Origin of the sequence: Pacificibacter marinus (assembly GCF_018860665.1) — a bacterium.
Lineage (GTDB): Bacteria > Pseudomonadota > Alphaproteobacteria > Rhodobacterales > Rhodobacteraceae > Celeribacter > Celeribacter marinus_A.
Window position 1 is genome coordinate 180,396 of the sequence record NZ_JAHKPK010000060.1, and the last position, 25,761, is coordinate 206,156.

28 protein-coding genes, 1 tRNA gene and 2 pseudogenes are annotated in these 25,761 nt (G+C 54.2%); 20 read left to right on the plus strand and 11 right to left on the minus strand.

The features are described 5' to 3' along the window. Positions 1-139 precede the first annotated feature (139 nt). The 6 genes from KO497_RS16840 to pyrC form a co-directional block, all read right to left on the minus strand. On the minus strand, positions 140-889 hold the full coding sequence (locus tag KO497_RS16840; protein WP_215945116.1) for an ABC transporter ATP-binding protein: 750 nt from the start codon (positions 887-889) through the stop codon (positions 140-142). After that, positions 886-1,677 carry an MlaE family ABC transporter permease gene (locus KO497_RS16845; protein ID WP_215945117.1) on the minus strand — a complete coding sequence of 264 codons (792 nt, stop codon included), beginning with the start codon at positions 1,675-1,677 and terminating at the stop codon, positions 886-888. Before KO497_RS16845 ends, KO497_RS16840 begins: the two co-directional genes overlap by 4 nt. Then, on the minus strand, positions 1,674-2,714 hold the full coding sequence (gene alr / locus KO497_RS16850; protein ID WP_215945118.1) for an alanine racemase: 1,041 nt from the start codon (positions 2,712-2,714) through the stop codon (positions 1,674-1,676). Before alr ends, KO497_RS16845 begins: the two co-directional genes overlap by 4 nt. Positions 2,715-2,793: 79 nt before the next feature. Then, complete coding sequence (locus tag KO497_RS16855) at positions 2,794-4,329, minus strand: replicative DNA helicase (protein ID WP_215945154.1); 1,536 nt, start codon at positions 4,327-4,329, stop codon at positions 2,794-2,796. Positions 4,330-4,647: 318 nt separating this feature from the next. Beyond that, positions 4,648-5,328, minus strand: coding sequence for an orotate phosphoribosyltransferase (locus tag KO497_RS16860; protein WP_215945119.1), 681 nt, complete (start codon positions 5,326-5,328; stop codon positions 4,648-4,650). Positions 5,329-5,371: 43 nt separating this feature from the next. Continuing rightward, complete coding sequence (pyrC, locus tag KO497_RS16865; RefSeq protein WP_215945120.1) at positions 5,372-6,412, minus strand: dihydroorotase; 1,041 nt, start codon at positions 6,410-6,412, stop codon at positions 5,372-5,374. Positions 6,413-6,583: 171 nt separating this feature from the next. On the opposite strand from pyrC, the gene KO497_RS16870 reads away from it, so the two are divergent. Genes KO497_RS16870 through KO497_RS16895 form a run of 6 tightly spaced genes read left to right on the plus strand, consistent with a single transcriptional unit; the run spans position 6,584 to position 10,475 of the window. Next, positions 6,584-7,420: an urease accessory protein UreD gene (locus tag KO497_RS16870; RefSeq protein WP_215945121.1), complete on the plus strand. Its 837-nt coding sequence runs from the start codon at positions 6,584-6,586 to the stop codon at positions 7,418-7,420. Positions 7,421-7,429: 9 nt separating this feature from the next. Beyond that, positions 7,430-7,732 carry an urease subunit gamma gene (locus KO497_RS16875; protein WP_215945122.1) on the plus strand — a complete coding sequence of 101 codons (303 nt, stop codon included), beginning with the start codon at positions 7,430-7,432 and terminating at the stop codon, positions 7,730-7,732. A gap of 9 nt (positions 7,733-7,741) precedes the next feature. Next, positions 7,742-8,047: an urease subunit beta gene (locus tag KO497_RS16880; RefSeq protein WP_215945123.1), complete on the plus strand. Its 306-nt coding sequence runs from the start codon at positions 7,742-7,744 to the stop codon at positions 8,045-8,047. Then, entirely contained in the window at positions 8,044-8,430 is a 387-nt protein-coding gene (locus KO497_RS16885; RefSeq protein WP_215945124.1) for a lysozyme inhibitor LprI family protein, read from the plus strand. The genes KO497_RS16880 and KO497_RS16885 overlap by 4 nt, the downstream gene beginning before the upstream one ends. Positions 8,431-8,445: 15 nt before the next feature. Beyond that, entirely contained in the window at positions 8,446-10,158 is a 1,713-nt protein-coding gene (ureC, locus tag KO497_RS16890; protein WP_215945125.1) for an urease subunit alpha, read from the plus strand. Continuing rightward, entirely contained in the window at positions 10,158-10,475 is a 318-nt protein-coding gene (locus KO497_RS16895; RefSeq protein WP_215945126.1) for a hypothetical protein, read from the plus strand. Before ureC ends, KO497_RS16895 begins: the two co-directional genes overlap by 1 nt. Before the next feature lie 53 nt (positions 10,476-10,528). Here KO497_RS16895 and KO497_RS16900 read toward each other — a convergent pair whose 3' ends face one another. Then, positions 10,529-10,864 carry a DUF4315 family protein gene (locus KO497_RS16900; protein WP_215945127.1) on the minus strand — a complete coding sequence of 112 codons (336 nt, stop codon included), beginning with the start codon at positions 10,862-10,864 and terminating at the stop codon, positions 10,529-10,531. A 69-nt stretch (positions 10,865-10,933) separates the two neighbouring features. Beyond that, positions 10,934-11,647, minus strand: a complete 714-nt coding sequence (locus tag KO497_RS16905; protein WP_215945128.1) for a hypothetical protein — start codon at positions 11,645-11,647, stop codon at positions 10,934-10,936. Positions 11,648-11,736: 89 nt separating this feature from the next. On the opposite strand from KO497_RS16905, the gene KO497_RS16910 reads away from it, so the two are divergent. Genes KO497_RS16910 through ureG form a run of 3 tightly spaced genes read left to right on the plus strand, consistent with a single transcriptional unit; the run spans position 11,737 to position 13,609 of the window. Beyond that, positions 11,737-12,291, plus strand: coding sequence for an urease accessory protein UreE (locus KO497_RS16910; protein ID WP_215945129.1), 555 nt, complete (start codon positions 11,737-11,739; stop codon positions 12,289-12,291). After that, positions 12,281-12,952 (plus strand): urease accessory protein UreF, encoded by a 672-nt coding sequence (locus tag KO497_RS16915; RefSeq protein ID WP_215945130.1) that lies wholly within the window; start codon positions 12,281-12,283, stop codon positions 12,950-12,952. Before KO497_RS16910 ends, KO497_RS16915 begins: the two co-directional genes overlap by 11 nt. Positions 12,953-12,991: 39 nt before the next feature. Continuing rightward, positions 12,992-13,609, plus strand: a complete 618-nt coding sequence (gene ureG, locus KO497_RS16920) for an urease accessory protein UreG (RefSeq protein ID WP_215945131.1) — start codon at positions 12,992-12,994, stop codon at positions 13,607-13,609. A 12-nt stretch (positions 13,610-13,621) separates the two neighbouring features. Here the strand turns inward: ureG and KO497_RS16925 are convergent, their stop codons facing one another. Continuing rightward, entirely contained in the window at positions 13,622-14,620 is a 999-nt protein-coding gene (locus KO497_RS16925; RefSeq protein ID WP_215945132.1) for a phosphoadenosine phosphosulfate reductase, read from the minus strand. 330 nt (positions 14,621-14,950) lie between these two features. Next, positions 14,951-15,166 carry a hypothetical protein gene (locus KO497_RS16930; RefSeq protein ID WP_215945133.1) on the minus strand — a complete coding sequence of 72 codons (216 nt, stop codon included), beginning with the start codon at positions 15,164-15,166 and terminating at the stop codon, positions 14,951-14,953. Between the two features lie 258 nt (positions 15,167-15,424). On the opposite strand from KO497_RS16930, the gene KO497_RS16935 reads away from it, so the two are divergent. Continuing rightward, positions 15,425-15,703 carry a DUF2312 domain-containing protein gene (locus KO497_RS16935; RefSeq protein ID WP_215945134.1) on the plus strand — a complete coding sequence of 93 codons (279 nt, stop codon included), beginning with the start codon at positions 15,425-15,427 and terminating at the stop codon, positions 15,701-15,703. Between the two features lie 94 nt (positions 15,704-15,797). Then, the gene (locus tag KO497_RS16940; protein WP_215945135.1) at positions 15,798-16,508 is read left to right on the plus strand and encodes a hypothetical protein; all 711 of its coding nucleotides are present in this window, start codon (positions 15,798-15,800) and stop codon (positions 16,506-16,508) included. 38 nt (positions 16,509-16,546) lie between these two features. On the opposite strand, the gene KO497_RS16945 is transcribed toward KO497_RS16940, so the two are convergent. Then, positions 16,547-17,416, minus strand: coding sequence for a hypothetical protein (locus KO497_RS16945; protein WP_215945136.1), 870 nt, complete (start codon positions 17,414-17,416; stop codon positions 16,547-16,549). A 110-nt stretch (positions 17,417-17,526) separates the two neighbouring features. Here KO497_RS16945 and KO497_RS16950 point away from each other — a divergent pair, with 110 nt between their 5' ends. The 9 genes and pseudogenes from KO497_RS16950 to KO497_RS16990 all read left to right on the plus strand — a co-directional run. Then, positions 17,527-19,230, plus strand: coding sequence for an ABC transporter permease (locus KO497_RS16950; RefSeq protein WP_215945137.1), 1,704 nt, complete (start codon positions 17,527-17,529; stop codon positions 19,228-19,230). Between the two features lie 27 nt (positions 19,231-19,257). Further along, complete coding sequence (locus KO497_RS16955; RefSeq protein ID WP_215945138.1) at positions 19,258-19,824, plus strand: gluconokinase; 567 nt, start codon at positions 19,258-19,260, stop codon at positions 19,822-19,824. Positions 19,825-19,837: 13 nt separating this feature from the next. Further along, positions 19,838-19,913: transfer RNA gene (locus KO497_RS16960), tRNA-Thr, on the plus strand. 164 nt (positions 19,914-20,077) lie between these two features. After that, the gene (locus KO497_RS16965) at positions 20,078-21,268 is read left to right on the plus strand and encodes a tyrosine-type recombinase/integrase (RefSeq protein ID WP_215945139.1); all 1,191 of its coding nucleotides are present in this window, start codon (positions 20,078-20,080) and stop codon (positions 21,266-21,268) included. Beyond that, the gene (locus KO497_RS16970) at positions 21,265-22,197 is read left to right on the plus strand and encodes a hypothetical protein (protein ID WP_215945140.1); all 933 of its coding nucleotides are present in this window, start codon (positions 21,265-21,267) and stop codon (positions 22,195-22,197) included. The genes KO497_RS16965 and KO497_RS16970 overlap by 4 nt, the downstream gene beginning before the upstream one ends. 133 nt (positions 22,198-22,330) lie before the next feature. After that, positions 22,331-22,546: a helix-turn-helix transcriptional regulator gene (locus tag KO497_RS16975; RefSeq protein ID WP_215945141.1), complete on the plus strand. Its 216-nt coding sequence runs from the start codon at positions 22,331-22,333 to the stop codon at positions 22,544-22,546. Between the two features lie 9 nt (positions 22,547-22,555). Then, positions 22,556-24,109 (plus strand): tyrosine-type recombinase/integrase, encoded by a 1,554-nt coding sequence (locus KO497_RS16980; protein ID WP_215945142.1) that lies wholly within the window; start codon positions 22,556-22,558, stop codon positions 24,107-24,109. 301 nt (positions 24,110-24,410) lie between these two features. Beyond that, positions 24,411-25,517: pseudogene (locus KO497_RS16985) on the plus strand (type IIL restriction-modification enzyme MmeI); the annotation flags it as partial. 87 nt (positions 25,518-25,604) lie between these two features. Beyond that, positions 25,605-25,761: pseudogene (locus KO497_RS16990) on the plus strand (IS3 family transposase); the annotation flags it as partial.

Genomic DNA, 25,761 nt, shown 5'->3' on the forward strand with positions numbered 1-25,761 from the left:
AGAATGAAGCAATATAATAACAAAAAATCAATGTTTTATGGGGAAACTCGGGGATTGTGTCCCCACGGGAAACAAAGTTAACCAGTTCGTTACCTTAATGCTCAGGTTGCAAACGGTCTTTTTGAATATCGTTGCTCGATTATCGCAAAGTCTCGATCGGACCATCCGCCGATCCGGTGATGAACTGCTGCAAATAGGGGTCTTCGCCCGAATCCATCTCGGTGACAGGGCCGCTCCAGCGAATCTTTCCGCCGTGCAGCATCGCCACGGTGTCCGAAATGGCCCGTACCGAGGTCATGTCATGGGTGATCGTCATGGCTGTCGCGCCCATTTCAACAACGATTTCACGGATCAAATCATTGATAACGCCCGCCATAATCGGATCAAGACCCGTGGTAGGCTCATCAAAGAAAATGATCTCGGGATCAGCAGCAATCGCGCGGGCCAGTCCCACACGTTTTTGCATACCACCCGACAGTTCTGCTGGCAGTTGATCCGCCACATCAGGCGACAGGCCTACGCGGCGCAGTTTTTCAATCGCGATTTCGCGGGCCTCAGATCGCGGACGTTTAAGCGTGCCGCGCAACAATCGAAAAGCCACGTTTTGCCACACAGGAATCGAATCAAACAGCGCGCCGCCTTGGAATAACATGCCAAATTTGGCCAAAAAGGCGTCGCGATCCCCTGTTTGCGTCACGTCTTCGCCGTCGACCTTGATCACACCTTGATCGGGCATAATCAGCCCCAAAACACATTTGAGGGTCACGGATTTCCCCGTGCCAGAGCCGCCAATGATCACAAGGCTTTCACCGCGGGCAACATTCAGGTCAACACCGCGCAGGATTTGTTTCGATCCAAAGGATTTATGGACGTTTGAAAGCTCTATCATATCGAGAAAAACGCCTGTGTCAGAAGGAAGTTTGCTGCCAAAATGAGGATCGCAGCCGCCACAACTGACGACTTGGTTGCAGCGCCAACCCCTTGGGCGCCTCGGCCCGATTGCATACCGTAATAGCACCCCATAAGCGTGGCGATAAAGCCAAAGACAGCCCCTTTGGCGAGCGAAGATAACACATCAATCGGCTGCAAAAAGTTGACCGTGTTTTGCATATAGCTTGCTGGGTTGAAGCCAAGCGATTGCGTCGAGACCAGCCAGCCACCGTAGATGCCAATAATATCGCCAATACCAACTAAAAGCGGCACCGTCAAAAGCCCTGCCAAAACCCGTGGCACTGTGAGATATTTCATCGGATGTGTCGACAGCGTGACCAATGCGTCGATCTGTTCGGTCACTTTCATCGTGGCGATTTCTGCCGCGACCGATGCGGTCACCCGTGCAGCAATCATCAAGCCGACCAAAACAGGCCCAAGTTCGCGCACCATGCCGATGGCCACGATCTGCGGCACCACGGCTTCGGCAGAAAAACGCGCTCCGCCGGAATAAATCTGCAAGGCCAAAGCGCCACCAGTGAAAAACGCAGTCAGACCAACGACGGGCAAGGACAGATAGCCGACATTCAATAGCGCCGACATAAATTCGCGTGAATAAAACGGCGGTGTCACCATATGGCGCACAGTCGCCAGCGCAAAAATCACCAAGCGCCCAAGTCCCGCCAAAGCCCCAAGGCTTGCGCGCCCAAGGACCGCGAGTGGCCGTGTGATCACGCCAGGGTTCATCCGCGATACCGCCTGTTATACCGCCGCCCCAACGAGGTCAGCACTTCATAGCCAATCGTCCCGCCAATATCAGCCAAATCATCCACCGTTTGATGGGCGCATAATAGATCAAGCGAACGCGGCGTGTGATCCAAATGGGTGACATCGACTGTGATCAAATCCATCGACACGCGGCCCAAAAGCGGGCAGGGGGTATCGCCGTCAAACAGCACAGCTTTGCCCGAAATATGTCTGGTGATCCCGTCTGCATAACCCGCCGAGACTGTCGCCACACGTGAGGGCAGGTCGGCGGTCCATGCATTGCCATAGCCCACGGTTTCGCCCGCTGCCACATCGCGAATTTGGATGATCGGACATTCCACCCGCACCACAGGTTCGGCGTCCTCAAACGGCAAGCCGCCATAAAGACCAATGCCCGGACGCGTTAGGTCGAAATGATACTCAGGCCCAAGCAAAATTCCACCCGTGGCCGAGAGCGCACGCGGGGCGTTCAAACCGTCGGTCATCTTGTGAAATTCCGCCAATTGCTGCGCGTTCATCGGATGATCCGGCTCATCCGCACAGGCCAGATGCGACATGATCAACATCGGTTCCGCTGTCATCACCAGATCGCGCACGGCGTCCCATTCATTGGCTTCCATGCCCAAACGATTCATGCCTGTGTCCAGTTGCACGCCAAAGGGATGACCAGGCAGGGCTTCGAAATGGCGGGTGATCTGATCCAGCGAATTGAGCATCGGCGTCAATTGCATGTCCGCAATCATATCCGTGTCGCCAGACATATGTCCGCCAAAGACGCAAATGCGCGGGCTCGGCCCCAAGGCCTCGCGCAGGATCACACCTTCTTCAGCGGCGGCGACAAAAAAGGTTTTTGCGCCCGCTTTGGCCAAAGCCCGCGCGGCTTTGCCTGCGCCTATGCCATAGCCGTCAGCTTTGACAACCGCAGCTGTTTCAACGGTTTTCGCAGATTTTGCGTCCAATGCCCGCCAATTGCGTGCCAAAGCGCTAAGATCGATATGTAATGTAGACGTGCCCATAAACGTGTTTTGACCAGCTGGGGCGCGCGGCGCAAGCCCAAAACCACCGCTGATCAATGCTCCTTAAAACAAGATTAACTTAGTACTCTTCTGCGCCAGGCAGATGATGCTCATAGGCCAAGTTGCCAAAGCGGGTGAATTCGGCGGTGAACGACAGGGTCACTGTGCCGATGGGGCCGTGACGTTGCTTGCCCAAGATCACTTCGGCCTTCGCGTGCAGACGTTCCATTTCTTCTTGCCATGCTGCGATGGCTTCGTGGTTGTGGTCGTCCGGTTTCTCGCGCTCTTTGTAATATTCGCCGCGGTACACAAACATCACCACGTCGGCGTCTTGCTCGATCGATCCAGATTCGCGCAAATCCGACAGCTGCGGGCGTTTGTCGTCTCGGCTTTCCACTGTCCGCGACAACTGAGACAGCGCAATCACTGGGATGTTCAGTTCCTTGGCGATGGCTTTCAGGCCCATGGAAATTTCGCCGATCTCTTGCACACGGTTGCCTTGGGTGCTGGGCGTGCCGCGTACCAGTTGCAAATAGTCGACGATCAACACATCCAAACCATGGGTGCGTTTCAAACGCCGCGCACGGGCCGCCAATTGCGAAATCGGCAAGGCAGGGGTGTCATCGATATACAAGGGACAGGTCTCAAGGGTTTTCGCGGCTTCGATCAGGCGGCGAAACTCGTCCTCTTCCATATCCCCTTGGCGAATTTTATGCGATGAAATCTCGGCGGCTTCGGCCAAAATACGTGCCGCCAACTGTTCTGCGCTCATCTCGAGCGAGTAAAATCCAACAACGCCGCCCTCAATCGCGCCCTCTTTGCCATCGGGCATGACGCCCTTTTTATAGGCTTTGGCCACGTTGTAAGCGATGTTGGTCGCCAGTGAGGTTTTGCCCATCGAAGGACGCCCCGCCAGAATGATAAGGTCGGATTTGTGCAAGCCGCCCATCTTTTTATCGAGATCCACCAGACCTGACGATATCCCCGCCATGCCGCCCCCGCGCTCGTAAGCTGCATTGGCGTTGAGAACCGCTTGGGTCACGGCCGATAGGAAGGATTTAAACCCAGAATCCACTTTGCCCTGCTCGGACAAGGAATACAGCTTTTGTTCGGCTGAGACGATTTGCTCGGTCGGTTCGCGGCTTTCCAACCCGCTGGCCGCAGAGCCTGCGATCTCGTTGCCAAGCTCGATCAACTGGCGGCGAATGAACAGATCATAGATCAATTGCGCATAGTCACGCACGGCATAAGTCGAAATCGCTGAAGCCGCCAAACGCGCCAAATACGCAGGCCCACCCAATTCTTGCAGGCCTTTGTGATCTTCCATGTAAGCCTTAAGCGTCACAGGCGAGGCCAGCATGTTTTTCGCGATGCGTTCGGCGGCTTTTTCGAAAATATCGCGGTGCACAGGGTCGTAGAAATGCTCAGGCTGAATGACGGATGCAATTTTGTCATAGACATCATTGTTGGTCAAAAGCGCGCCCAGCAATTGCTGTTCGGCCTCGGTATTATGCGGCTGTGCGTCGGCGTAAGACGAGATCACCGCACCGGATTGCGCGGTCACTGCGGTGCCCGTTTCAGGCACACTCGGCAAGGCTTCAGCCGTCTCGGGCATGTCGGTGTAACCTGGATCATCAGACCCTTGCGAGTTGTTCAGCGTGGCGAAATCGTCGTTCATCCGGTGGTCTTCCTGTCATGTGCCCTATGTTATGGGCCTACCCATTTGGGCTTGGTTCGCATCTTGTAACGAGACTCGGGGGCGAGGTTCAAATGGTATGTTTTGTGGATAACTTTGCGTGCCACAGAATGTAGGGGACGCGGAAATGTTGGCGCTATATCTTGATCGCAAGCCCAATAAAAAATAAACGCCGCCCGATTTGAGGCAGCGTTTAAGCATTATCGTACTTGGGCCTGCTTGCAAAAGCCGTGGGCCTCAGGCCCTTTTGTTGGCCTCTTGCCAGTCGCGTGGCGCGTTGAGGAATTTCTCAACTTCGGCCAAGGTTTCTGCATCAAAGGATTTTTGCAATTTTGCTTCAGCCAAGACATCCCACCATGTGCACAGAGAGTGCAGTTGGATACCGTGATCGCCCAATGTTTTTTCTGTCTCTGGGAAAATACCGTAGTAGAAAATCACCGCCGTATGCCCACAGGTAGCACCCGTATCGCGGATAGCGTCGACAAAGGACAGTTTTGATCCGCCATCTGTGGTCAGGTCTTCGACCAGCAACACCCGTTCGCCTTCGGACATCGTGCCCTCGATACGTGCATTGCGACCATAACCTTTTGGCTTTTTACGCACGTAGGTCATTGGCAAAGCAAGGCGTTCTGCCACCATCGCCGCAAAGGGAATGCCTGCCGTTTCGCCACCTGCGATATTGTCAAACGCTTCAAAACCCGCATCGCGCATCACGGTGACAGACAGAAAATCCATCAGGGTCGAACGAATGCGTGGGTAGGAAATCAGCTTGCGGCAATCCACATAGGTCGGGCTTGGCAGGCCTGATGCCAATGTGAAGGGATCGGCCGCGTTGAAATCAACGGCTTTGATTTCAAGCAACATACGGGCCGTCAGGCGGGCGATTTCTGTGGAGTCAGGAAAGGAAGACGGGATCATGGCAGTGTCCTTTGGATCTTAAATGCGAATAGGTCTTGAACTGTTAGGTCTCAACCGACCAATGCAGCGGCATCATCGGGTCAAACACAGTGACGGGGCCTTCGGGTGTGGCGATGTGTTTGGGGTATGCAACGGCTGCCCCTTTGCGCAGGGTAATCGTGCCGTCATTCAGCGGCAAACCGTAGTGGCGTGGACCGTTGAGCGAGGTAAAGCCTTCAAGATTGTCCAGCTTGCCCTCGGCCTCGAACACTTCAGCCAAGATCGACAGCGTGTTGGTGGCGGTGAAACAGCCCGCACAGCCGCAAGCATTTTCTTTGAGATGATCCAGATGCGGCGCGGAATCAGTGCCAAGGAAGAAGCGCGGATCGCCAGAGGTTGCAGCCTCAACCAGCGCAAGGCGGTGTTCTTCGCGTTTGGCCACAGGCAGGCAATAGTAATGCGGTTTGATGCCGCCGACCAAAATATGGTTGCGGTTGATCACCAAGTGATGCGTTGTGATGGTTGCCGCCAGTCCCGTGTCGGCAGAGCGCGCATAATCCACACCGTCTTTCGTCGTGATATGTTCCATCACAACTTTCAGACCAGGGGTGCTGCGCCGAATTGGGTCTAGCACCGTGTCGATGAACACAGCCTCGCGGTCAAAAATATCAACATCTGCGGTGGTCACTTCGCCGTGCAAACACAACGGCAAGCCAATTTCAGCCATCTTTTCAAGCACAGGGCGCACATTGTCAAAATTGCGCACGCCGGAATTGGAATTGGTTGTTGCCCCCGCAGGGTATAATTTCACTGACTTCACCAACCCACTGGCATGGGCCGCAGCCACATCATTCGCGTCGGTATCTTCCGTCAGATAGAGCGTCATCAGTGGCTCGAAATCTGATCCCTCGGGCAAAGCGGCCAAGATGCGATCGCGGTAAGCGGCGGCATCGGCACTGCGCACCACAGGGGGCACAAGGTTCGGCATAATGATGGCGCGCGCAAAGTGGCGTGCGGTTTCGGGCAAGACGGCTTGCATCATCGCGCCATCGCGCAGGTGCAAATGCCAATCATCGGGGCGGCGGAGTGTGAGTGTATCGGTCATGCAAATCGCATAACGCTTATCCCGCAAAAGTGCTAGTGGCGGCTGCGCACATAGGCCGCCTATTTTTTGAGCGAATGGTCATAAAATGATGCGCGGCATCACCGTTTCGCCACGCCAAGCATTGAAGCAGCCCCCCTCGCAGCGTTAGCGTCGCAAAGAACGGAGACTTTGATGCTTGATGCGCCCGCCCCACAAATGCCCACACAAAACCCGCCAGTGATGCAGCGCGTACGTGGTCGTGGGCGTGTAATTTTTGGCCCGCAGGGCTTGCGGGATTTGCATCAATCAGGGTCTGCCAAAGCGATGATGCCGAAAATTCACACAGGCACGCCTGAGGTTGTTTTTTTGAATACCTCTGGTGGGCTGACTGGCGGGGATCGCCTTGAATATCACCTTGAAGCGCTCGACCAGACCACTTTGATCGGCACCTCGCAAACCGCTGAGCGTGCTTATGCGTCGACTGCGACATCTGAGGCCGCCGAGGTCAAAGTCGATTTGATCGCAGGGCAGGGCGCGTCATTGGAATGGTTGCCGCAAGAGACGATTTTGTTCGAAAAATCCCGCCTGACGCGTACAACCCATGCGACGATTGCTGCTGATGCGCGGCTTTTGTTTGTGGAATCCTTAGTGCTGGGTCGTGCCGCGATGGGCGAGACGATTCAGACCTTGCACTTAAAAGACACGCGCAGGGTGACCCGCGCAGGGCGTCTTGAATTTCTAGATCCTTTTGAAATCAATGCCGATGTTTTGGCGGGCCGCGACAGCGCTGTGACACTTGGCTACATGCGGGCCTTCGCCACCATCGGGCTGTTTGATCAAGGGGCCGAAGCCTTAGCTGACCTGCTCAAGCCACTGTCGCAACAGGGCGTAAAGACTGGTGTCTCTGGCTGGAATGGCAAACTCATCATTCGTGCGATGGCCCAAGACGGCTATCCGCTGCGTCGCTATGTGGCGCAAGTTTTGACAAAAATTCGTGGCACAACGCTGCCACGGGTTTGGCAAGTATAAGGACCGATCATGAATCTGACGCCTCGGGAAAAAGACAAACTGCTGATTTCAGTTGCTGCGATGGTGGCGCGCGGGCGGCTGGCGCGGGGGGTGAAACTCAATCACCCCGAAGCCATCGCTTTGATCACCGATTTCGTGGTCGAAGGCGCACGCGACGGCAAAATGGTGTCCGAACTGATGGAAACCGCAGCCCATGTTGTTACCAAAGATATGTGCATGGAGGGCATTTCCGAAATGATCCACGACGTGCAGGTCGAAGCCACATTCCCTGACGGCACCAAATTGGTCACCGTTCATCACCCCATTCGATAGGAGCACGCTATGATCCCCGGAGAATATATCATCGCAGAGGGCGAGATCGAACTGAACGCAGGCGCGCCCGTCACAACACTCGAAGTGTCCAATACGGGCGATCGTCCTGTGCAGGTCGGTTCGCATTACCATTTCTATGAAACCAACGCCGCTTTGTCCTTTGATCGTGATGCCGCACGCGGCCAGCGTTTGGATATCGCCGCAGGCACTGCCGTGCGATTCGAACCCGGTCAAACCCGCGAAGTGCATTTGGTGGCGCTGTCTGGCAAACGCGAAGTCTATGGGTTCAATTCTAAAATCTCAGGCGCGCTTTGAAGTCGCGTTGGGGCATAACGCTGCTTGGCGGTCTTCTGTGGGCTGGGGCTTGCATCGCTCAAGACGCTGATCTTGATTGCGACAATGCAATGACGCAGCGCGACATGAACACCTGTGCCTATCAAGACTTTCAGGCTGCCGATTTGGCTTTGAACGAAGTCTACGCCTGGGCCATGGCGCGAGCCAAAGCCTATGAAAACGGCGCAGATCTGGCCCTTCGTGATGCTCAGCGCGCGTGGGTTCCTTACCGTGACGCTGCCTGCACTGCCGAAGGGCAGCTTTACGAGGGCGGGTCTATTCGCCCGCTGATCGAATATGCGTGCATGGCCACGCTCACCGAGCGCCGCACCCAAGACATGCGCCTCGCCTATGAAGAATACTGAAGAGGGACCTCTCACATGCCTGCAAAAATTTCCCGCGCCACCTACGCCGATATGTTTGGTCCCACAACGGGCGACAAACTGCGGCTGGCTGACACCGATCTGATCATCGAAGTCGAACGCGATCTCACTGGGCCTTACGGCGAAGAGGTCAAATTCGGTGGCGGCAAAGTGATCCGCGATGGCATGGGCCAATCGCAATTGTCGCGCGCCCAAGGGGCTGTTGACACCGTGATCACCAATGCGCTGATCGTGGATTCCACTGGCATATATAAAGCAGATATCGGCCTCAAAGGCGGGCGCATTGCTGGGATCGGCAAAGCCGGAAACCCCGATACCCAGCCGGGTGTCGACATCATCATCGGGCCTGGCACTGAAATTCTGGCGGGCGAGGGGCGCATCATCACCGCTGGAGGCTTTGACAGTCACATCCACTTCATTTGCCCGCAACAGATTGATGACGCTCTACATTCTGGTGTGACCACCATGCTGGGTGGCGGCACTGGCCCTGCGCATGGCACTTTGGCCACCACGTGTACGCCCGGCCCGTGGCATATCGAGCGGATGATGCAAGCGCTGGACGGTGTGCCGATGAACATCGGTTTGACAGGCAAAGGCAACGCCTCGCAACCGCAAGCCTTGGTCGAGATGATTGACGCGGGCGCGTGCGCGATGAAACTGCACGAGGACTGGGGAACGACACCTGCCGCGATTGATTGCTGTCTGTCTGTGGCCGATGACATGGATGTCCAAGTGATGATCCACACCGATACGTTGAATGAATCCGGTTTCGTTGAAAACACTGTCGCGGCGATGAAAGGCCGCACCATTCACGCGTTTCACACAGAGGGCGCAGGTGGCGGACACGCGCCTGACATTATCAAAGTTGTGGGCGAAGAACATGTGATCCCAAGTTCCACCAACCCGACGCGGCCCTATACGGTGAACACGCTCGAAGAACATCTCGATATGTTGATGGTTTGTCACCACCTCGATAAATCCATCCCCGAAGACGTGGCCTTTGCCGAAAGCCGTATCCGCAAAGAAACCATTGCTGCCGAAGACATCTTGCACGACATGGGCGCGTTTTCGATCATCGCGTCCGACTCTCAGGCGATGGGGCGCGTGGGCGAGGTGTTGATCCGCACATGGCAAACCGCTGATAAGATGAAAAAACAGCGTGGGCGCTTGTCGGATGAAACTGGCGAGAATGACAACGTCCGCGTCAAACGCTATATTTCAAAATATACCATCAATCCCGCCATCGCCCATGGTATGAGCGCTGAAATCGGCTCGATCGCCGTTGGCAAACGCGCTGATTTGGTGATGTGGACGCCTGCGTTCTTTGGGGTGAAACCTGATATGGTGGTGCTGGGCGGGTCCATCGCTGTGGCACAGATGGGTGATCCGAATGCGTCAATTCCGACGCCGCAACCTGTTTATACGCGGCAGATGTTTGGCGCGATGGCGCGCGCGGTGGAACGTTCTGCTGTGATTTTTGTGTCTGAATCGGCGCAAGCCGCTGATGTGGCGTCAAAATACGGTTTGGCAAAATCGACCTTGGCGGTGAAAAATACGCGTAATATTGGCAAATCTGATATGGTGATGAACACGGCCAAACCGCATATCGAGGTCAATCCCGAGACCTATGAAGTGCGCGCGAATGGCGAGCTTTTGACCTGTGAACCCGCATCGGAGCTTCCGATGGCGCAACGATACTTTATGTTTTAATGGGCGTTCCTGACAAAATTTTCATGGCATTGGCCGCATCCCATAAAGATGTCACGCAATCAAACGTTAAGGGAGATCAGGTCTTTTCGCATGAGGACAATGACTTTGCCGTTCTGCGCGGCAAGGGCGTTGGGCTGCTAAAACTTGGCGTCCCACAACATACGGCTTTGTTCGAATTTTGTCGCTCTGGCGTGACCGAGGCGCAAGACGACGGTTGGTCCCAAGTGAATCTGAGCCAAATGGATATGGCCTTGCTGGCCGATTACATGGGCGCGGCATATCGTGGGGTGGCACCGCGCAAACGGCTTGTTTTTTGATGCAGCCGCTTTGCGTTGCTATGGCTCAGCATATAGCGGATTGTCGTCACGCGTTATCGATGTTCAATCATATTGGAAGCAGCGGGCTTGCCGATCCCCGCGATCCACGATTGGCTGTCGATGTCATCATGCGGTTCGATACGCACCGAAGTGACTTGGTGTCGCGCATAGAACGCGGGATCGTTCAAAATGGTTTCGGGCAATTTGGAAATATCAAAGACGTCATGGATGGAATGACTCACCACAACATTGCCAGAGAAGCCAGTAAACGTGCTGTGATTGCTCAGCTCAATAAACCGTGCCTCAAGCGTGGTTTCACGGGCGCGCAGTTCGGCGATTTTCGCACGCAGTTTTGCAAGTTCGTCAACGGGGCAATTGGGCTGGTACATGGGATGTTTCCTTCTGGAGCTACGTTTGGCGGTACTTTTGTGCCAAGATGGTCTGTGATTGCTGCCCTTTTAAGCGGTCATTCCGACGATGCGGCGCGTCACGAAAGACGCAGGCTCTTTGGTTTCAAATGTTTCCGAATTTTCCACGCGCGTGTCGAGGTCGGCTTGCAAGGCATCGGTGCTGAGCACTGCATCGGGGTCAATCGCGGGGGGCATGCTTTGACCTGCGGCGTAAATCGCAGCATCGAGGTCTTCTTCTGTCAAATCGCCCATGGGCTGCAGATCTGTAAACTGCGTGGCCCGCAGGTCGGCGGGTGCAGCGATTTCTTTGGCAGCACTGGCAATGTTGTGGGCGTCGAGAGTGGGCATATCCAACGCGGGCAGAGGAGTATTAGTCCCCTCAGCCCCCATCGTCTCAAAGATCGGAGCCTCAACGATAGGATCAAGAGAGCTGCTGTCCGCGACAGGTTCAAAGTCATCCCGCGTGCTATCCATTTTAGCCCTGTGTGTCTTTGGCCAGAGCAGCACATAGGTCTGGGGGGGCGCGCTAAACATATCGGGATTGTTCAAAATCTCGTTGGGCAGTTTGGAGGTATCCAACTGCCGTGGCCTGCGCGTTTCAATCATGGCCATGCGCGTGTCGCCCGCGACCTGCGTGGCACCGATTTCGGTCGCGGCCGCACGAATTTCATCACACAATTCAAGTTCGCGCTGGCGCAAATCGGCAAGGTTGCGACGCAGGTCGGCCAATTCGTCAACAGCGGGCAACAGGGTATGGGGCATGGGCAGAATCTCCTTACCCTCTTTTTGGGGGCGAATCGGTTAAGAAACCCCAAATTTCAACAGGCCAATTTTCAACAAAGGAGTGTGGCATGAGCCTGCAAAAATCATTTGAGGTCGTGCAAAACGCGCAAAGTGATGACATCGTGGCGTTGAGCTATGATCAGCGACTGCTGCGGCGTAAGAAATTGACGATGCTCAGCGGCGAGGCGTTCTACGTCGATCTGCCTCAGACGGTTTCTGTGATGGCGGGGCAGGGGTTTTTGCTTGAGGATGGTCGGGTTGTGACGATCCAAGCCGCCGACGAAGACCTGTTATCGATCACAGGGCCAGATATGTTGCGTTATGCGTGGCATATCGGCAATCGTCATACACCTTGCGCATTGGGGGCAGATCAGTTGGTGATCAGGCGCGATCCGGTGATCAAGGCGATGGTGCTTCAATTGGGGGCAGAGGTGCGTGACATTTGTACGGCGTTCACGCCTGAGGGCGGCGCTTACGGGCATGGGCGTACGATGGGGCATGACCATGGGCCTGCGCAGGGGCACAGTCACGACCACGATCACGATCACGACCATAGCCATGACCATTCTCACGACCACACGCACCCCAACCATACGCATCACGGGCACGCACATGAGGGGTGAGATAAACCCAACGCCTGCCACGCTTAGTGCGAATCTGGGGCTTCTCAGTTTGACGCAATGGCTGTCTCCGTCTTTTCCCTTGGGGGCTTTCGCCTATTCCCATGCATTGGAATTGGCAATCACTGAGGGCAAGGTAAATGATGCCGCGACTTTGAAGGCTTGGCTGTCGGACACTTTGGCCTATGGTGGCGGCAAGGTGGATGCTTGGCTTTTGGCGATGACTTTGGCGGGGGGCGATCCAAGGGACTTGGCGGATTTGGCCGAGGCGCTGGCTGGCACGCGTGAACGTTGGATGGAGACATCGGATCAGGGCGCGGCCTTTGTGCGCACCGTGGCGCAGATGGGCGGTCCTGAGATTGCGTCTTGCGCTTTGCCTGTGGCCGTGGGGCAAGCTGCGCGGGCTTTGGATGTTGATGCTGAAACAGTGATTGCGCTGTATTTACATAGCTTTACCGCCAACCTTGTCAGTGCAGCTGTAAGGTTCGTGCCCTTGGGGCAATCTGCGGGACAAAGCGTTTTGGCGGGGCTGCATGATCAGATTGCAGCGCAAGCGCGGGCGGCGCTGGGCGCGACTGTAGAGGGGCTGACAACAAGTGCTTTTGTCGCCGATTTAGGCGCTGCCCAACATGAAGATATGGATGTGCGGCTGTTCAAAAGCTGACACGTTCAATACCGAATTTTAGAGTTGAGGAATAAGAAAATGGCGTCAAAAAATGGACCTTTGCGGGTCGGTATCGGCGGACCGGTTGGGGCGGGGAAAACCACGCTGACGGGGGCTTTGGCCAAGGAACTGTCCAAACGCTATTCCGTGGCGGTGATCACCAATGACATTTTCACGCGTGAGGATGCAGAGGCATTGATGCGGCAACAAATTTTGCCGCTTGAGCGTATTCGTGGTGTGGAAACAGGGGGCTGTCCGCATACAGCCATCCGCGAAGATGCATCGATCAATTTGGCGGCGATTGCCGATTTGAACGGTAAAATCCCCGATTTGGATGTGATATTGATCGAAAGCGGTGGCGACAATCTGGCGGCGACTTTTTCGCCAGAGCTGGCGGATTTGACGATCTATGTGATCGACACCGCTGCTGGCCAAGACATTCCGCGCAAGAAGGGCCCCGGGTTGACGCGATCTGATTTATTGGTGGTCAATAAGGTCGATCTTGCGCCCTATGTGGGGGTTGATCTGGCGCAGTTGGAACACGACACGCAGGCCGCGCGCAAAGCCTTGCCTTATGTGATGGCATCGCTGCGCGCAGGGCAGGGTGTGGACCAGATTTGTGCCTTTGTCGAAGAGGACGGTGGCTTGGCCGGATAGGGCGCGATGGGGTTAGCCCGCAGAGTTTGCACTGTCTTTGGCATGGGCGGCTTGACGGTCGGCGATTTCCGCTTTGGCCGCCTTGAGCGCTTTCCTGAACCGCCAAGCATCGCGGGTTTTAAGAACATGGTTACACAAATGCAGTGTCAAAACGGGGCGATCTTTGGCGGTGAGCTCATTCAGAAGGCGGCGCAGATGTCCCATATGATCGTGCCGATTGCGTAAGGCGCGTGTGATGCTGCGCGTGTTCAAGTCACCATCCATCGCAGCCACAAGGAGCGGCTCAACCGCGTTCATTTCAAGCATCTCGAATTCGGGGTCAGCGCCAAAGTTGCGCAGAGGACGCAGACGGATGTGCGGGCGGTTGAAAAGCGCCGCGTGCATGGCATCCAACGCGACCTGCGGGTCATAAAGCACAAGCGCCGTTTCAGCCGCATCCACCATGTCAGGGGCAAAGCCATAGCGCGTGGTGAAATCCATGCGGCGGGTGTTGCCAAAACGGGTGTCCCATGAGGCAAGGCGGGCGTCCAATGTGGCTTGGGGGGCGATGGCGATCACTGTGGCGCCGGGGGCGGCGACGGAATAGGCACAAGCCGCATATCCACTGGCCCCAGCCCCGTAAAAGGCCACTTGGTCGAAGTCTTCGAAAAAACCATCATTCACCAGACGGTCAAAATAGCCGTAGATGTTAGGGGCGCGGAACCAATGCGATGTTGGGTCGTTGCCATGGGCGATGATGGCCAAATGAGACCAGCCATTTTTTTGCGCAAAGTGCATGCCCAGTGGCAGGCCGTCGTCGCTGCGTTCTGTGATGCTTTCATAGGATTCGAAGGTCACCAGCAGACGCGGGCTGTCGTCTAAGAACATCACGCAATGATCTTCGCCCAAAGGCTCAAAATATCCAGCTTCTTCGCCTATATCTTCGATGGCCTCGAGCCATTCATCGCGCGGCAGATCCGAAATGTCGCCGTATGGAGGGCGTGATCCATCTGTGTCGGGCGTGTGGTCCATTGCGGTGGTGTCCAATCTTTACGTGTCTGAGCGGCCTGGCCAATCGCGACTGGTCCAAGGGGTATCGGGATGGGGTTCCCTTACTCCGAGGTGTCACGAACTTGGTTAATTGTTACCTATTGATTAGGGCCTTTCGGCGACGATCAAAAGGTTTTCCCTGCCCAAATGATTAACTGTTTCTTGTGCTGAAACTGTAGGTCTATTTGGGTGGGTTTGCGCACGGATTGATAAGCAATTGGGCAAAACTTTGAAGGGGATTAAGCCCTAACCGTTCACTGAGAACACATATAGATTCGCAAAGAGACATATGTCGCCTGAACGGCAAAATGTTTAGGACAAAATGGCCCCAATAGTGACAGCGCCCAAACCGATGGCTGAAATCATCAAAGCGACCAAATTCAGTGTGACTACTTTTTGCAAACGCGCGCGGACCTCTTCGTCTGAACCGCCAAGTTTTTTCGCTTTAAGCGCTTGAACGATACAGTACACTAGCAAAGCAACGCCAGCCAACGTCAAGGCGACGCCAAAATAGATGAGCATATCCATGGTATGTCCTTTTTATATAGGTTGCGCGTCGCTTACTGCGTCTGATCACAGGGTGCAAGTTTTACCCAAGGCTTATGAGGTGCGGTCATGAGGCCAAGAGACCATAAGCTAGATGCGATAAGCGAAAACGCAACATCCTGCCAAAGCCCGCAGCCAAGCACCTGCGGACTCTTGTCATAGGGGGGCAGGGACGCTAGGGATCATTTCAAACAGAGGTCCGATGATCTCGACCAACGCATACAACCAAAAGGCCTTATCATGATGGATATCGACGACAACACACCCTCTGGTCCAGATGCAACCTACCGTGTGACCGCAGACGAGTTGCGCCAATTCGTAGAGCGTTTTGAGCGTCTCGAGATGGAAAAGAAAGACATCGCGGATCAGCAAAAAGAAGTGATGGCCGAAGCCAAGGGGCGCGGTTACGACACCAAAGTCTTGCGCAAAGTGATCGCGCTGCGCAAAAAATCCACCGATGAGATTGCCGAAGAAGAAGCTGTACTGGAAATGTACAAAGAAGCGCTGGGCATGGGCTAAGCCCAAAGCCGTGGCTCAGCGCCACGCTGGCGCTGCGTCTCAAAGCACGAGGTGACACTTTGTATCGCGTATATTTGTGCCGCATATAAATAACGTGACACAGGCCACAGGACGCGCGCGCATATGGCGCCGCGTCCTGTTGTCCGTTTTGGCGCTGGTGATCGGGTTTGGCATTGGCTTGGCCGTCTTGGGGCTGACGCCGGTTTTGGCAGGGCTTTGCCCCAAATGTTTTGGTTTTTCCAAAGTCGGGGATCATATTTACATTGAACCAAACGCAGGCGCAGATGGCAGCGACATTTTACGCCGGTATGAGGGTGCCACAGACCGTGTCGAGGCCGCCTTTGGACCAATAGCGGCTCATCCGCGTGTTTTGGTGTGTTTCACGCAAACCTGTAATGCCCTTATGGGCGGGCATCAAATGTTGGCGCTGACTTACGGGGACAAGCTGTTCTATCTTGGCCCTTATGGACACGACACTGCTATAATCGCGCATGAGCTGGCCCATGTGGTTTTGCACGCGCAGCTTGGTGTGCGGGGGCAACACAGCTTTCCTGCTTGGGTGGATGAGGGTATCGCCACCTATGTGTCAGGCGATGCGCGTTTTAATCTTGATCCTGCGACATGTGATGACGCGCAAGTGGATTTGCCGGTCGCAGATCATGACTGGCGTCGCTCTGCGGGGTTTGAGGCTGGAAAATACAGCGATCTGTATTACGGGTCAGCAGGCTGCAAAGTGGCCAAATGGCTGAAAGCGCACCCTGTGTCAGGCTTGGATGGTTTAATCGCGTCCCACCGTACCCCCTAGGTACGCAGATCGTGCCACCCGCACTTTAAGGCATCATGCTAGGGTTGGATAAAGGACACGCCAGGGATACGGTCTATCTCGTAGAGATCGTCCTCGTATAGCTCAGACAGGCGGTCCACCAAGGCGTCATCCCAGCCCGGCAGATCGATTTCTTCCTCATTCGCGTCCTCGTCCACATATTTGTCCAAAAAGGCAGACAAAATGCGACGACGTTGAATTTCGTTTTGCGGCTGATGCGTGTGCAAATAGGTGCGCAGACGTTTCATGCCCTCGCGCTGCATGATCTGTGCTAAGATATCCAAACCGCCCTCAATGGGCACCATAGGGTCAAGCCCTGCAATTTCGCGCATGATTTGTGACCACGTCAGCGGCGTATCCTCATAGGCAAAGACAGTGATCGGCACATCGGGGCAGGCGGTGCGGATCGCATTGATGAAATCAGACCAGCGGATCGCGTCCAAATCAGTTTGGCCGATAAAGCTCGCATAGCCTTTGGGGTCGGGGCAGGCCTCGGGAATAAATGTCGCTGGATTGCGCACGCCGATGTGAAACTCCATCGGGCTATGGGGGAACACGTTGCGCAGCCATTTCAATTTGAACTCGGCCTTGCCGTATAGACGGTCCCCGTGGAAAATCGCCTGCGGTTGGCAAATCACGTCCTCATAGCTCATCACAATGCGGTCGCAATCTTGGGTGTCGACGATCTCATCCAGCACCATTTGTTCCGCCTCAGGGGTGGCGCGGCTGGTCTTGACCCGTTTCATCACCTGCGGCAAGACTTCGCGATAGCGCGAGGGCGGCGGTACGATCACACCATGCTGTTCCAATATGGGCCTGTTTTTCAGCAGCCCACGCATAAGTTTCGAGCCATAAGTACAATGCGCGCCGATATGGAATGAGATGTTCATAAAAGGGTGGGGCCTCGTGTTGGCATTTGTGCGGAGATGTAAATTGTGCTGTTTATAGTATATGCGCTTTTCTGGACAGCGAAACCGGTTTCGCGTATGCGGTCTTCACAATGACCAACGAAATCACTCAACCGCAGACCGATCCGGTCCATAAACGTCGCAGTTTGGCGGGGTTGCGCTCTGTCAAACGCGCTAACCTTTGGTCTGTCGGCTCTGTTGTGATTGCCGTTTTGGTGTTGATGCCGATCGTCAGCGTGCTGTGGATCGCTTTTCATCCGACAGAAAACATCTGGCCGCATCTGTTGGCCACAACCTTGCCGCGTTACGCCATCACCACAGCGCTTTTGACCTTTGGCGTGGCGTTGCTTTCGGCTTGTGTGGGCACAGGGGCCGCCTGGCTGGTGACGATGTATCGGTTTCCTTTATCTAAATCGTTGGAATGGCTGCTGTTGCTGCCTCTGGCGATTCCCGCCTATGTCGGCGCTTATGCTTTGGTCGATTTTTTGGAATACGCTGGCCCTGTGCAAACAACGCTCAGATCTGTGTTCGGATGGCATTCGTCGCGCGATTACGCCTTTCCTGAAATCCGCTCTCTCGGTTCTGCGATCATCGTTTTGGCCGCCGCTTTGACGCCTTACATCTTTTTGATGGCGCGCTCTGCCTTTCGTGAACACTCTGGTTCGATCTATGAAGTGTCGCGCGCTTTGGGGGCAGGGCCTTTCGCACGTTTTTGGCGTGTTGGCCTGCCCATGGCGCGCCCCGCCATCGCTGCAGGCACTGCCATCGTGATGATGGAAACCGTGTCAGATTACGGCACTGTGTCCTATTTTGCGGTGCAAACCCTAACCACAGGCATTTTCTCAACATGGTTAGAGACAGGCAACGCAGGCGGGGCGGCGCAAATCGCCTCTGTGGTGCTGCTTGTTGTGTTGTTGATGCTCGCGTTCGAGAAGTCCTCGCGTGGCAAAGCCCGTTATCACAGTGGCGCACGTCATCCGCGCCCCATATCTGCGATCCGCCTCACTGGCTGGCACGCTTGGTTGGCGCTGGGCCTGTGCGCAGTGCCTTTTGTGATCGGCTTTATTTTGCCTGTCTATGTGATCTTGGGTCACGCGCTGGGCGAACCCGAACAATGGTTGGCCCCCGGTCTGATCACGGCGTTCAAGAACACACTTACCGTTGCCGGTCTTGCCGCGATCTTTACCGTCACTGCTGCCTTGTTCATGGTCTACGGTGTGCGCCTGACAGGGCGATCCTTGCCGCGTATGGTCTTGCCCCTCACCACGCTCGGGTATGCCGCCCCTGGTGCTGTTTTAGGGATCGGGATTCTGTTTCCTCTCGCCGCATTTGATAACGCCTTGGCGGATCTGATCGTGAACATCACAGGGCATGAGATCGGGCTTTTGCTGACAGGCTCTGCCTTTGCGATCATCTTTGCTTACTGCGTGCGCTTTTTTGCCATCGCGCAGGGGGCAGCTGATGCCGCGATGGGGCGTGTCGCGCCGTCCTTGCCGATGGCCGCGCGGTCTTTGGGGCAAACATTAGGCGGCACATTGCGCCGCGTTTATATTCCGTTGATCCGTGGTTCTGTTGGCACCGCTTTGTTGCTCGTCTTTGTGGATTGCGTCAAAGAGCTGCCCGCCACGCTGTTGCTGCGTCCGTTCAACTATAATACTTTGGCCACGCGGGTCCACGAAAAGGCCTCATTGGAGCAGCTGGAGCAAGCCTCACCTGCGGCGCTTTTGGTGATCTCAGTGGGGCTTGTGGCTGTATTGCTTATGGCGCGCTCTGAAAATGCGTCTGACCTTACATAAATTAATCTTACATAAAGGGCGCATATCGTGTCTGACACTCTTTCCCACATCCCCGACACCATCGCCCCTGACATTATCATCATTGGCGGCGTCTCTGGCTGTGGCAAATCCACCATCGCCTCTGCTCTGGCCCAGGAGGCCGGATATCCGTTTCTTGAGGGTGATGACTATCATCCGCCTGAAAACGTCGCCCATATGTCTGCAGGGCGCCCTTTGACCGATGAGATGCGCATGCCTTGGTTGACCACATTGGCCCGTGCTGCGCGGGATGCAGCCCTAAAACACGGTGGTGCTGTGGTCAGCTGCTCTGCCTTGAAACGCAGCTACCGTGACCTGTTGCAAAAGGAATCAGGGGGCGCGCGGATCATTTTGCTGCACGGGTCACGTGAAGCGATTCTCTCCCGCATGGCCGCACGCGAAAATCATTACATGCCGACCACTTTACTCGACAGTCAGCTCGCGACCTTGGAAATGCCAAATATCCAAGAAAAAAAGGTGTTCCCCGTCCTCGCCGAGAGCGCGCCTGAAAAAGTTTTTCAATTAGTGCAAAAAACTCTCAAAAACCCTCTTGCACCCCCCCAGCAAAATCCTTAAACGATCCCTCAATGCCCCTATAGCTCAGCTGGTAGAGCAACTGATTTGTAATCAGTAGGTCCGCGGTTCGAGTCCGTGTGGGGGCACCATTTCACCATCCGAAAATATCCAAAGTCATGTAATAAGCCCTTTGTTATAAGGGTTTTGCGATGTTCCTTTGTCCGATAGCGTTTTGTGCTGTCCGACCAGATACCCCCAGATTGGGGGTGCTAGTGGGGGTATCGGTAAATGTGTGAAAACTGGATACCCCCAGATGCCTTTAAGCGATTCCCAGCTGCGATTCTTAAAGCCTAAGGATAAACCCTATAAAGTTTCCGACTTTGAAGGGCTGTTTGTCTTGGTCAAACCAAATGGCTCTAAGCTTTGGCAATTCAAATACCGGATCAACGGCATAGAACGCCTTTTGTCGATCGGCCAATATCCTGACGTATCGTTAGCAAAGGCGCGCAAGGCCAAAGAGGTTGCGCGATCCCAAGTGGCTGAGGGCATCGACCCGAGCGAAGCCAAGCAAGAAGCAAAAGCCCTTGCGCGCGAAGCGCATGGCAACACCTTTGAGAAAATCGGCGTGGCGTTTCTGAACAAGCAACAGATCGAAGGCAAATCCAAAGCCACTTTGGACAAGACGGCCTATCACCTCAAATTGGCGAACACGGCCTTTGGGCGCAAACCGATCACAGAAATCACTGCGCCGATGATTTTGAAATGCCTGCGCAAGGTCGAGGCAAAGGGTAACCACGAGACAGCGCACCGCCTGCGCGCCCGCATCGGCTCTGTGTTTCGCTATGCCGTGGCCAGCGGGCTTGCTGAAACTGATCCCACCTATGCGCTCAAAGATGCGCTAATCCGCCCGACACGCGTGCATCGAGCCGCAATCACTGACCCGAAGGCGCTGGGCGCATTGTTGCGTGAAATCGACGTGTTTGAAGGGCAAGCGACTACGCGGATAGGCTTGCAGCTCTTGGCGCTTACTGCCCAAAGGCCGGGCGAAATCCGTCATGCAAAATGGGAAGAGTTCGACTTCCAAGAAAAGATCTGGTCGCTTCCCGCCTCAAAAATGAAAATGCGCCGCGACCACAATGTGCCATTGCCAGATCAAGCCATCGCGCTCTTGGACGAGTTGCGCATGATTACGGGCAATGGCGTCTATCTATTTCCGTCCTTGCGCTCATGGCAGCGTCCAATGTCTGAAAACACCCTAAATGCCGCACTACGTCGCATGGGGTATTCAGGCGATGAGATGACAGCGCATGGGTTCAGGGCAAGCTTCTCGACGCTGGCGAACGAAAGCGGCCTGTGGAACCCCGACGCCATCGAAGCCGCACTCGCTCACGTGGAACGAAACGAGGTGCGTAAAGCCTACAATCGCGGGCTTTATTGGGATGAACGCGTAAAGCTTGCAGATTGGTGGGCTGTTTATTTGGATGATATGAGGAAACCGGCATGACCTCCACAAAAACCAAGTCGCTGTTGGTCGAAGAAATTATAGACGATGCTTTAGGACTTTTAGCCGACTGGAAAAAGCCGACTTCAGAGAAGTCGATTGGTCCCCAATTTCCCTCACTTGCAGACGAGTATTGCGCAGATATCGAAGCCATAAAGCACGACCTTCGTGAAATGCTGGAGCCATGGTCAGAAGACAAATTGTTCAAGCGCTTTCAAACTGACAATTATAATGGCCTCAGGGAACTTCGCGATCCCAAAGGCCCTAGTTTTCTTATGGCTAAACGAATTTTGGCGCTGCAAGCTCGTGAGCCTGCATGGTTCATATCAGGCTGGCACGTCAAAGCGCTAGAGATAGAGGTTGCGCATTGGAGGGTATTTTCTAGCTGCACACTCCCCGAATTGACGCTTTTGAGTGTTGGGCTTGATTCGCGAAAGGTGAACTTTGATGCACTGTTTGAACGATATGGGCATTTGGATTCTCAAGACAAAATGCTCGTATTTCTCGAAGATCAATATGAAGCGATTGCCAATGGGCTAGTCGCGGACCCTGATGATGAGCGTGCGAAATTCAGTGTGTTGGATTTCTATTCGTGGGTGAAGCGGGAAAAGTTCAAAATCGACGGACGATTTCGGACGATGCTTCGAGAAAAGTTTTCCGATGATGGTGCTGGTGAGGTGGGAGATATCCACTTAAAAGCAACCTCATATAAGCCAAAATCGCTCCACAAGAGCAGCTACGATTTTCATGCACAGCTTCTTTTTGCAATTGCCGTTGAAAAATATGGCCTCGAAAGCCCGAAAGATATCGGGCGCGTGGCAAAGAAAATTCAGCATGACGCAGAACTTCAAGGGCAAACACCTTCGATCCGCCCAATTAGACATCTGCTAACGAGGGGATTTGAGAAAAGAGCAACCGAAGCTGCCCCCTAAACTTCAGGGAAAAGAACTCAAATCTAGGTTTATTGTTTAAAGTCAGATAGATAAAATTTGCGCTTTGAGTTCCCAAGGAGGCAAACGACGCAGGCAAACTTGATCATACCTTAACAAACAAGGATGTATCAAAATGGCCTACGCACCTTTCCCAAAAGACGGATTCGTTCGTTTATCTCAAATACTCGCGCCCAATGGCCCCATCCCCGTCTCTAAATCGACATGGTGGCAAGGGGTGAAAGAGGGGCGTTTCCCTCAGCCTCAAAAACTTGGGCCGCGCACGACCGTTTGGAAGGCCGAAGAAATTCGTGCGCTGTTTGCAGGAAATGCAACTGGTGCTGGTGAGTGAGGCTTAGCTATGAGCCGATCTTACTCACCTAACGCCCTGAAGAAGAACAGGGTGTACTCGATCCAAGACCTAGTACGCATATACAATGTCTCTGCAAATACGGTAACAAATTGGACCAAGCATGATTTGCGAAAGTCCGACAAACAGCAGCCGCACCTTTTCAGGGGAGCCATTGTCAACGCGTTTCACAAGCAGCGCCGATTGCGTTCGAAGACGAAACTGCGGCGGGGAGAGTTTAAATGCACTGGCTGCAAGCTTGCGGTGTTTGTGGAGATTGAAACTCTCGAAGAGCGCATTGTCGGAAAGGGGGCGAATATGTGTTTTGGGCGATGTCCAGAGTGTGGTGCGCATGTTCAAAAAATCACTTCGCAGGCTGATAGGGACTTTTTTGAAGCTTTACGTAATCCCAACACGACCGTGGACTCCCTACACGAAGCTATTTACGAAGACCTCGGTGGTGTTGGGAAAGTTGAAGAAATCTATCCGCCCTCAGTTTGGACGGCCAACGATCGTCTAATCTACAATTGGCAAAATTACGCAGGGCGTTACGACGAGAAAACTGTTGATCGGCATCTCAGTGCCATAAGGCTAATGGAAGAAATCTTAGGTGGAAAACCGTTTGACCAGCTCACCAACAACGATGTCGGATTGGTGCGAGAAGAACTGAAAAAGTCCTTACTCGCAGTGAATGAGCTACAACGTTCTAAGTCCACCGTCGCGCATACCGCCTCACATTTGACCGCGTTCCTCGATTGGCTTTTGAAGCAAGATGGATACAAGCGACTACCTCGTGATCTTCCAGACTACCTGAAGTTGCCCAAGTCAGTGTATTCCGCCTCATTGGATAAGAAGAAAAGAGCCTACCCAACCTTAGATGAGGCTGAAACGTTGCTTCGAGGGATGCCGGTGCGGAGCCTCAAGGACCAGCGCTCGAAAGCTATCTTTGCGATGGCATTCCTTGGCGGGTTGCGGGCAGACACGCTCGCATCTCTAAGAATTTGCCATTTTGATCCAGTGAAAAAGTTGATCATTCAGGATGCATCAATCGTGCGCACAAAGAATGGCAAAAGCTTGAACATTAACTGGTTCCCCATTCCCAAAATATTTGGTGATGTGGTGACAGAGTGGGTCAGCTGTTTAGAGGCGTTGGGCTTTGCAGGTCTTGATGCGTTGTTCCCAAGTGAAGCCATTCTCACAAGCAGAGAACATCTAGACCGCAATCAGCGCGACCCGATCATTCCTACGGGTACGAAGCATGTTGTTACAGAGGCGTTCAAAGCGGCTTGCCGGAATATCGATGTGAAGTATACGCCGCATTCTGCACGGCATACATTGGCAGCCGAACGCGATGCCCGCCCGCTTACGCACGAGCAACGCAAAGGGTGGTCCGAAGCGATGGGGCATGAGAAAGAACAAACAACTGATGTGCACTATGGTCGCCTTACTGACGAAAGGCGCACGGAGCTATTTCGTCAGATTTCTGAGGGCAAATCAGCTACAATTACGGACTTGAGCGATGAGGCGAAGATCCAAATTATAGATATGGTCCTAGAGAAAATCTGATAACTTCAGAGCTTTTTGAGTACTACTCGCCGTGGGCAACCTTTCGAGGGAATTGTTGTGCTTGTTGGCTCTAGGGCCACTTAAGAAGCGTTTCGACTTGGCTCAAAACTGTGTTGATCGCAGCGGTAGCAAGGTCGGGCGAGTATTGCCCTGTTGCGATTGAACGGCAAGCTGAATTGATCAAGGGCATAGGATTAGGCTTGGATGCGCGGCGCATGTCTGTATGAATAATGACACCCTTGCTGCGCGGTTGTAAATCGCGCGGCGAAGTCATTTGAATATGGATTTTGAGGTCGACATTATGAACGCTGTTGAGATCGAGCAAGCCATCACAGAACTTGCACAGCTTCCCTTTGATGCGCCTGAGTTCCCTTTCGCGTTCCTAGAGGCCTTTGGCAACAAACCCACCACGCTCAAACGCCTGCGCAGCGGGACCACCAACAAATCCGATCTGGGCGGTGTGCTGCAAGCCAACAACATCCACATTGCCACCTGTGCGCAGGGCGAAGTCACCCAAACGCTCTTGGCGCTTAAAAACAGCCCCGCCACCACCAAAGGCAAGGCCAAGTTCATCCTTGCCACCGATGGCGTTGATCTTGAGGCCGAAAACCTTGGCTCAGGCGAAACCGTGGCCTGTGCCTATCCTGATTTCCCCAACAAATTCGGGTTTTTCCTTGCGCTGGCTGGTATTTCCACTGTCGCGCAAATCCGTGAAAACTCATTCGATATTCAGGCCACCAGCCGCCTCAATCGCCTCTATGTCGAGCTGCTCAAAACCAACCCCGATTGGGGCACCGCTGAGCGTCGCCATGACATGAACCACTTTATGGCGCGGCTGATCTTTTGCTTTTTTGCCGAAGACACCGATATTTTCAATTCCGACAACCTGTTCACTGCCACCATTGAACAAATGAGTGCCCGCGACTCGTCAAACACCCATGAGGTCATTGGCGAAGTGTTTCGCGCGATGAACACTAAGGTCGAGGATCGCGCCGCGTCCGACTTGCCGCGTTGGGCCGATGCCTTTCCCTATGTCAACGGTGGGCTGTTTTCCGGCTCTACGGACACGCCGAAATTCACCAAAATTGCGCGGTCTTATTTCGTGCATATCGGCAATCTAAACTGGAAACGCATCAACCCCGATATTTTCGGGTCCATGATCCAAGCCGTCGCTGATGAAGACGAGCGCAGCGTTTTGGGCATGCATTACACCTCTGTGCCCAATATCCTCAAAGTGCTGAACCCTCTGTTCTTGGACAGCCTGCGGGCTGAGCTTGAGGCCGCGCGCATGTCGAAACCCAAGCTCACAGATCTGCGCAAACGCATGTCGAAAATCAGGGTCTTTGATCCGGCCTGTGGCTCGGGCAACTTTTTGGTGATCGCTTACAAAGAAATGCGGGCGATTGAAAATGTCTGACGTCAGCACCCGTGGGACAGATTTGAGGATTTGAATAACGGAGGATTTCTGGTTCATCTTATCGATTAGGAGATCGAGATGACGAAGAAGCCCCAGACATCAAAAGACGCCGCCGACAAGGTGGTTAAGAACATCCGCCGCAAGACGCGGCAAACCTATTCAGCTGAAGAGAAAATCCGCATCGTCTTGGCGGGCCTGCGTGGCGAGGAAAGCATCTCGGTGCTATGCCGTCGCG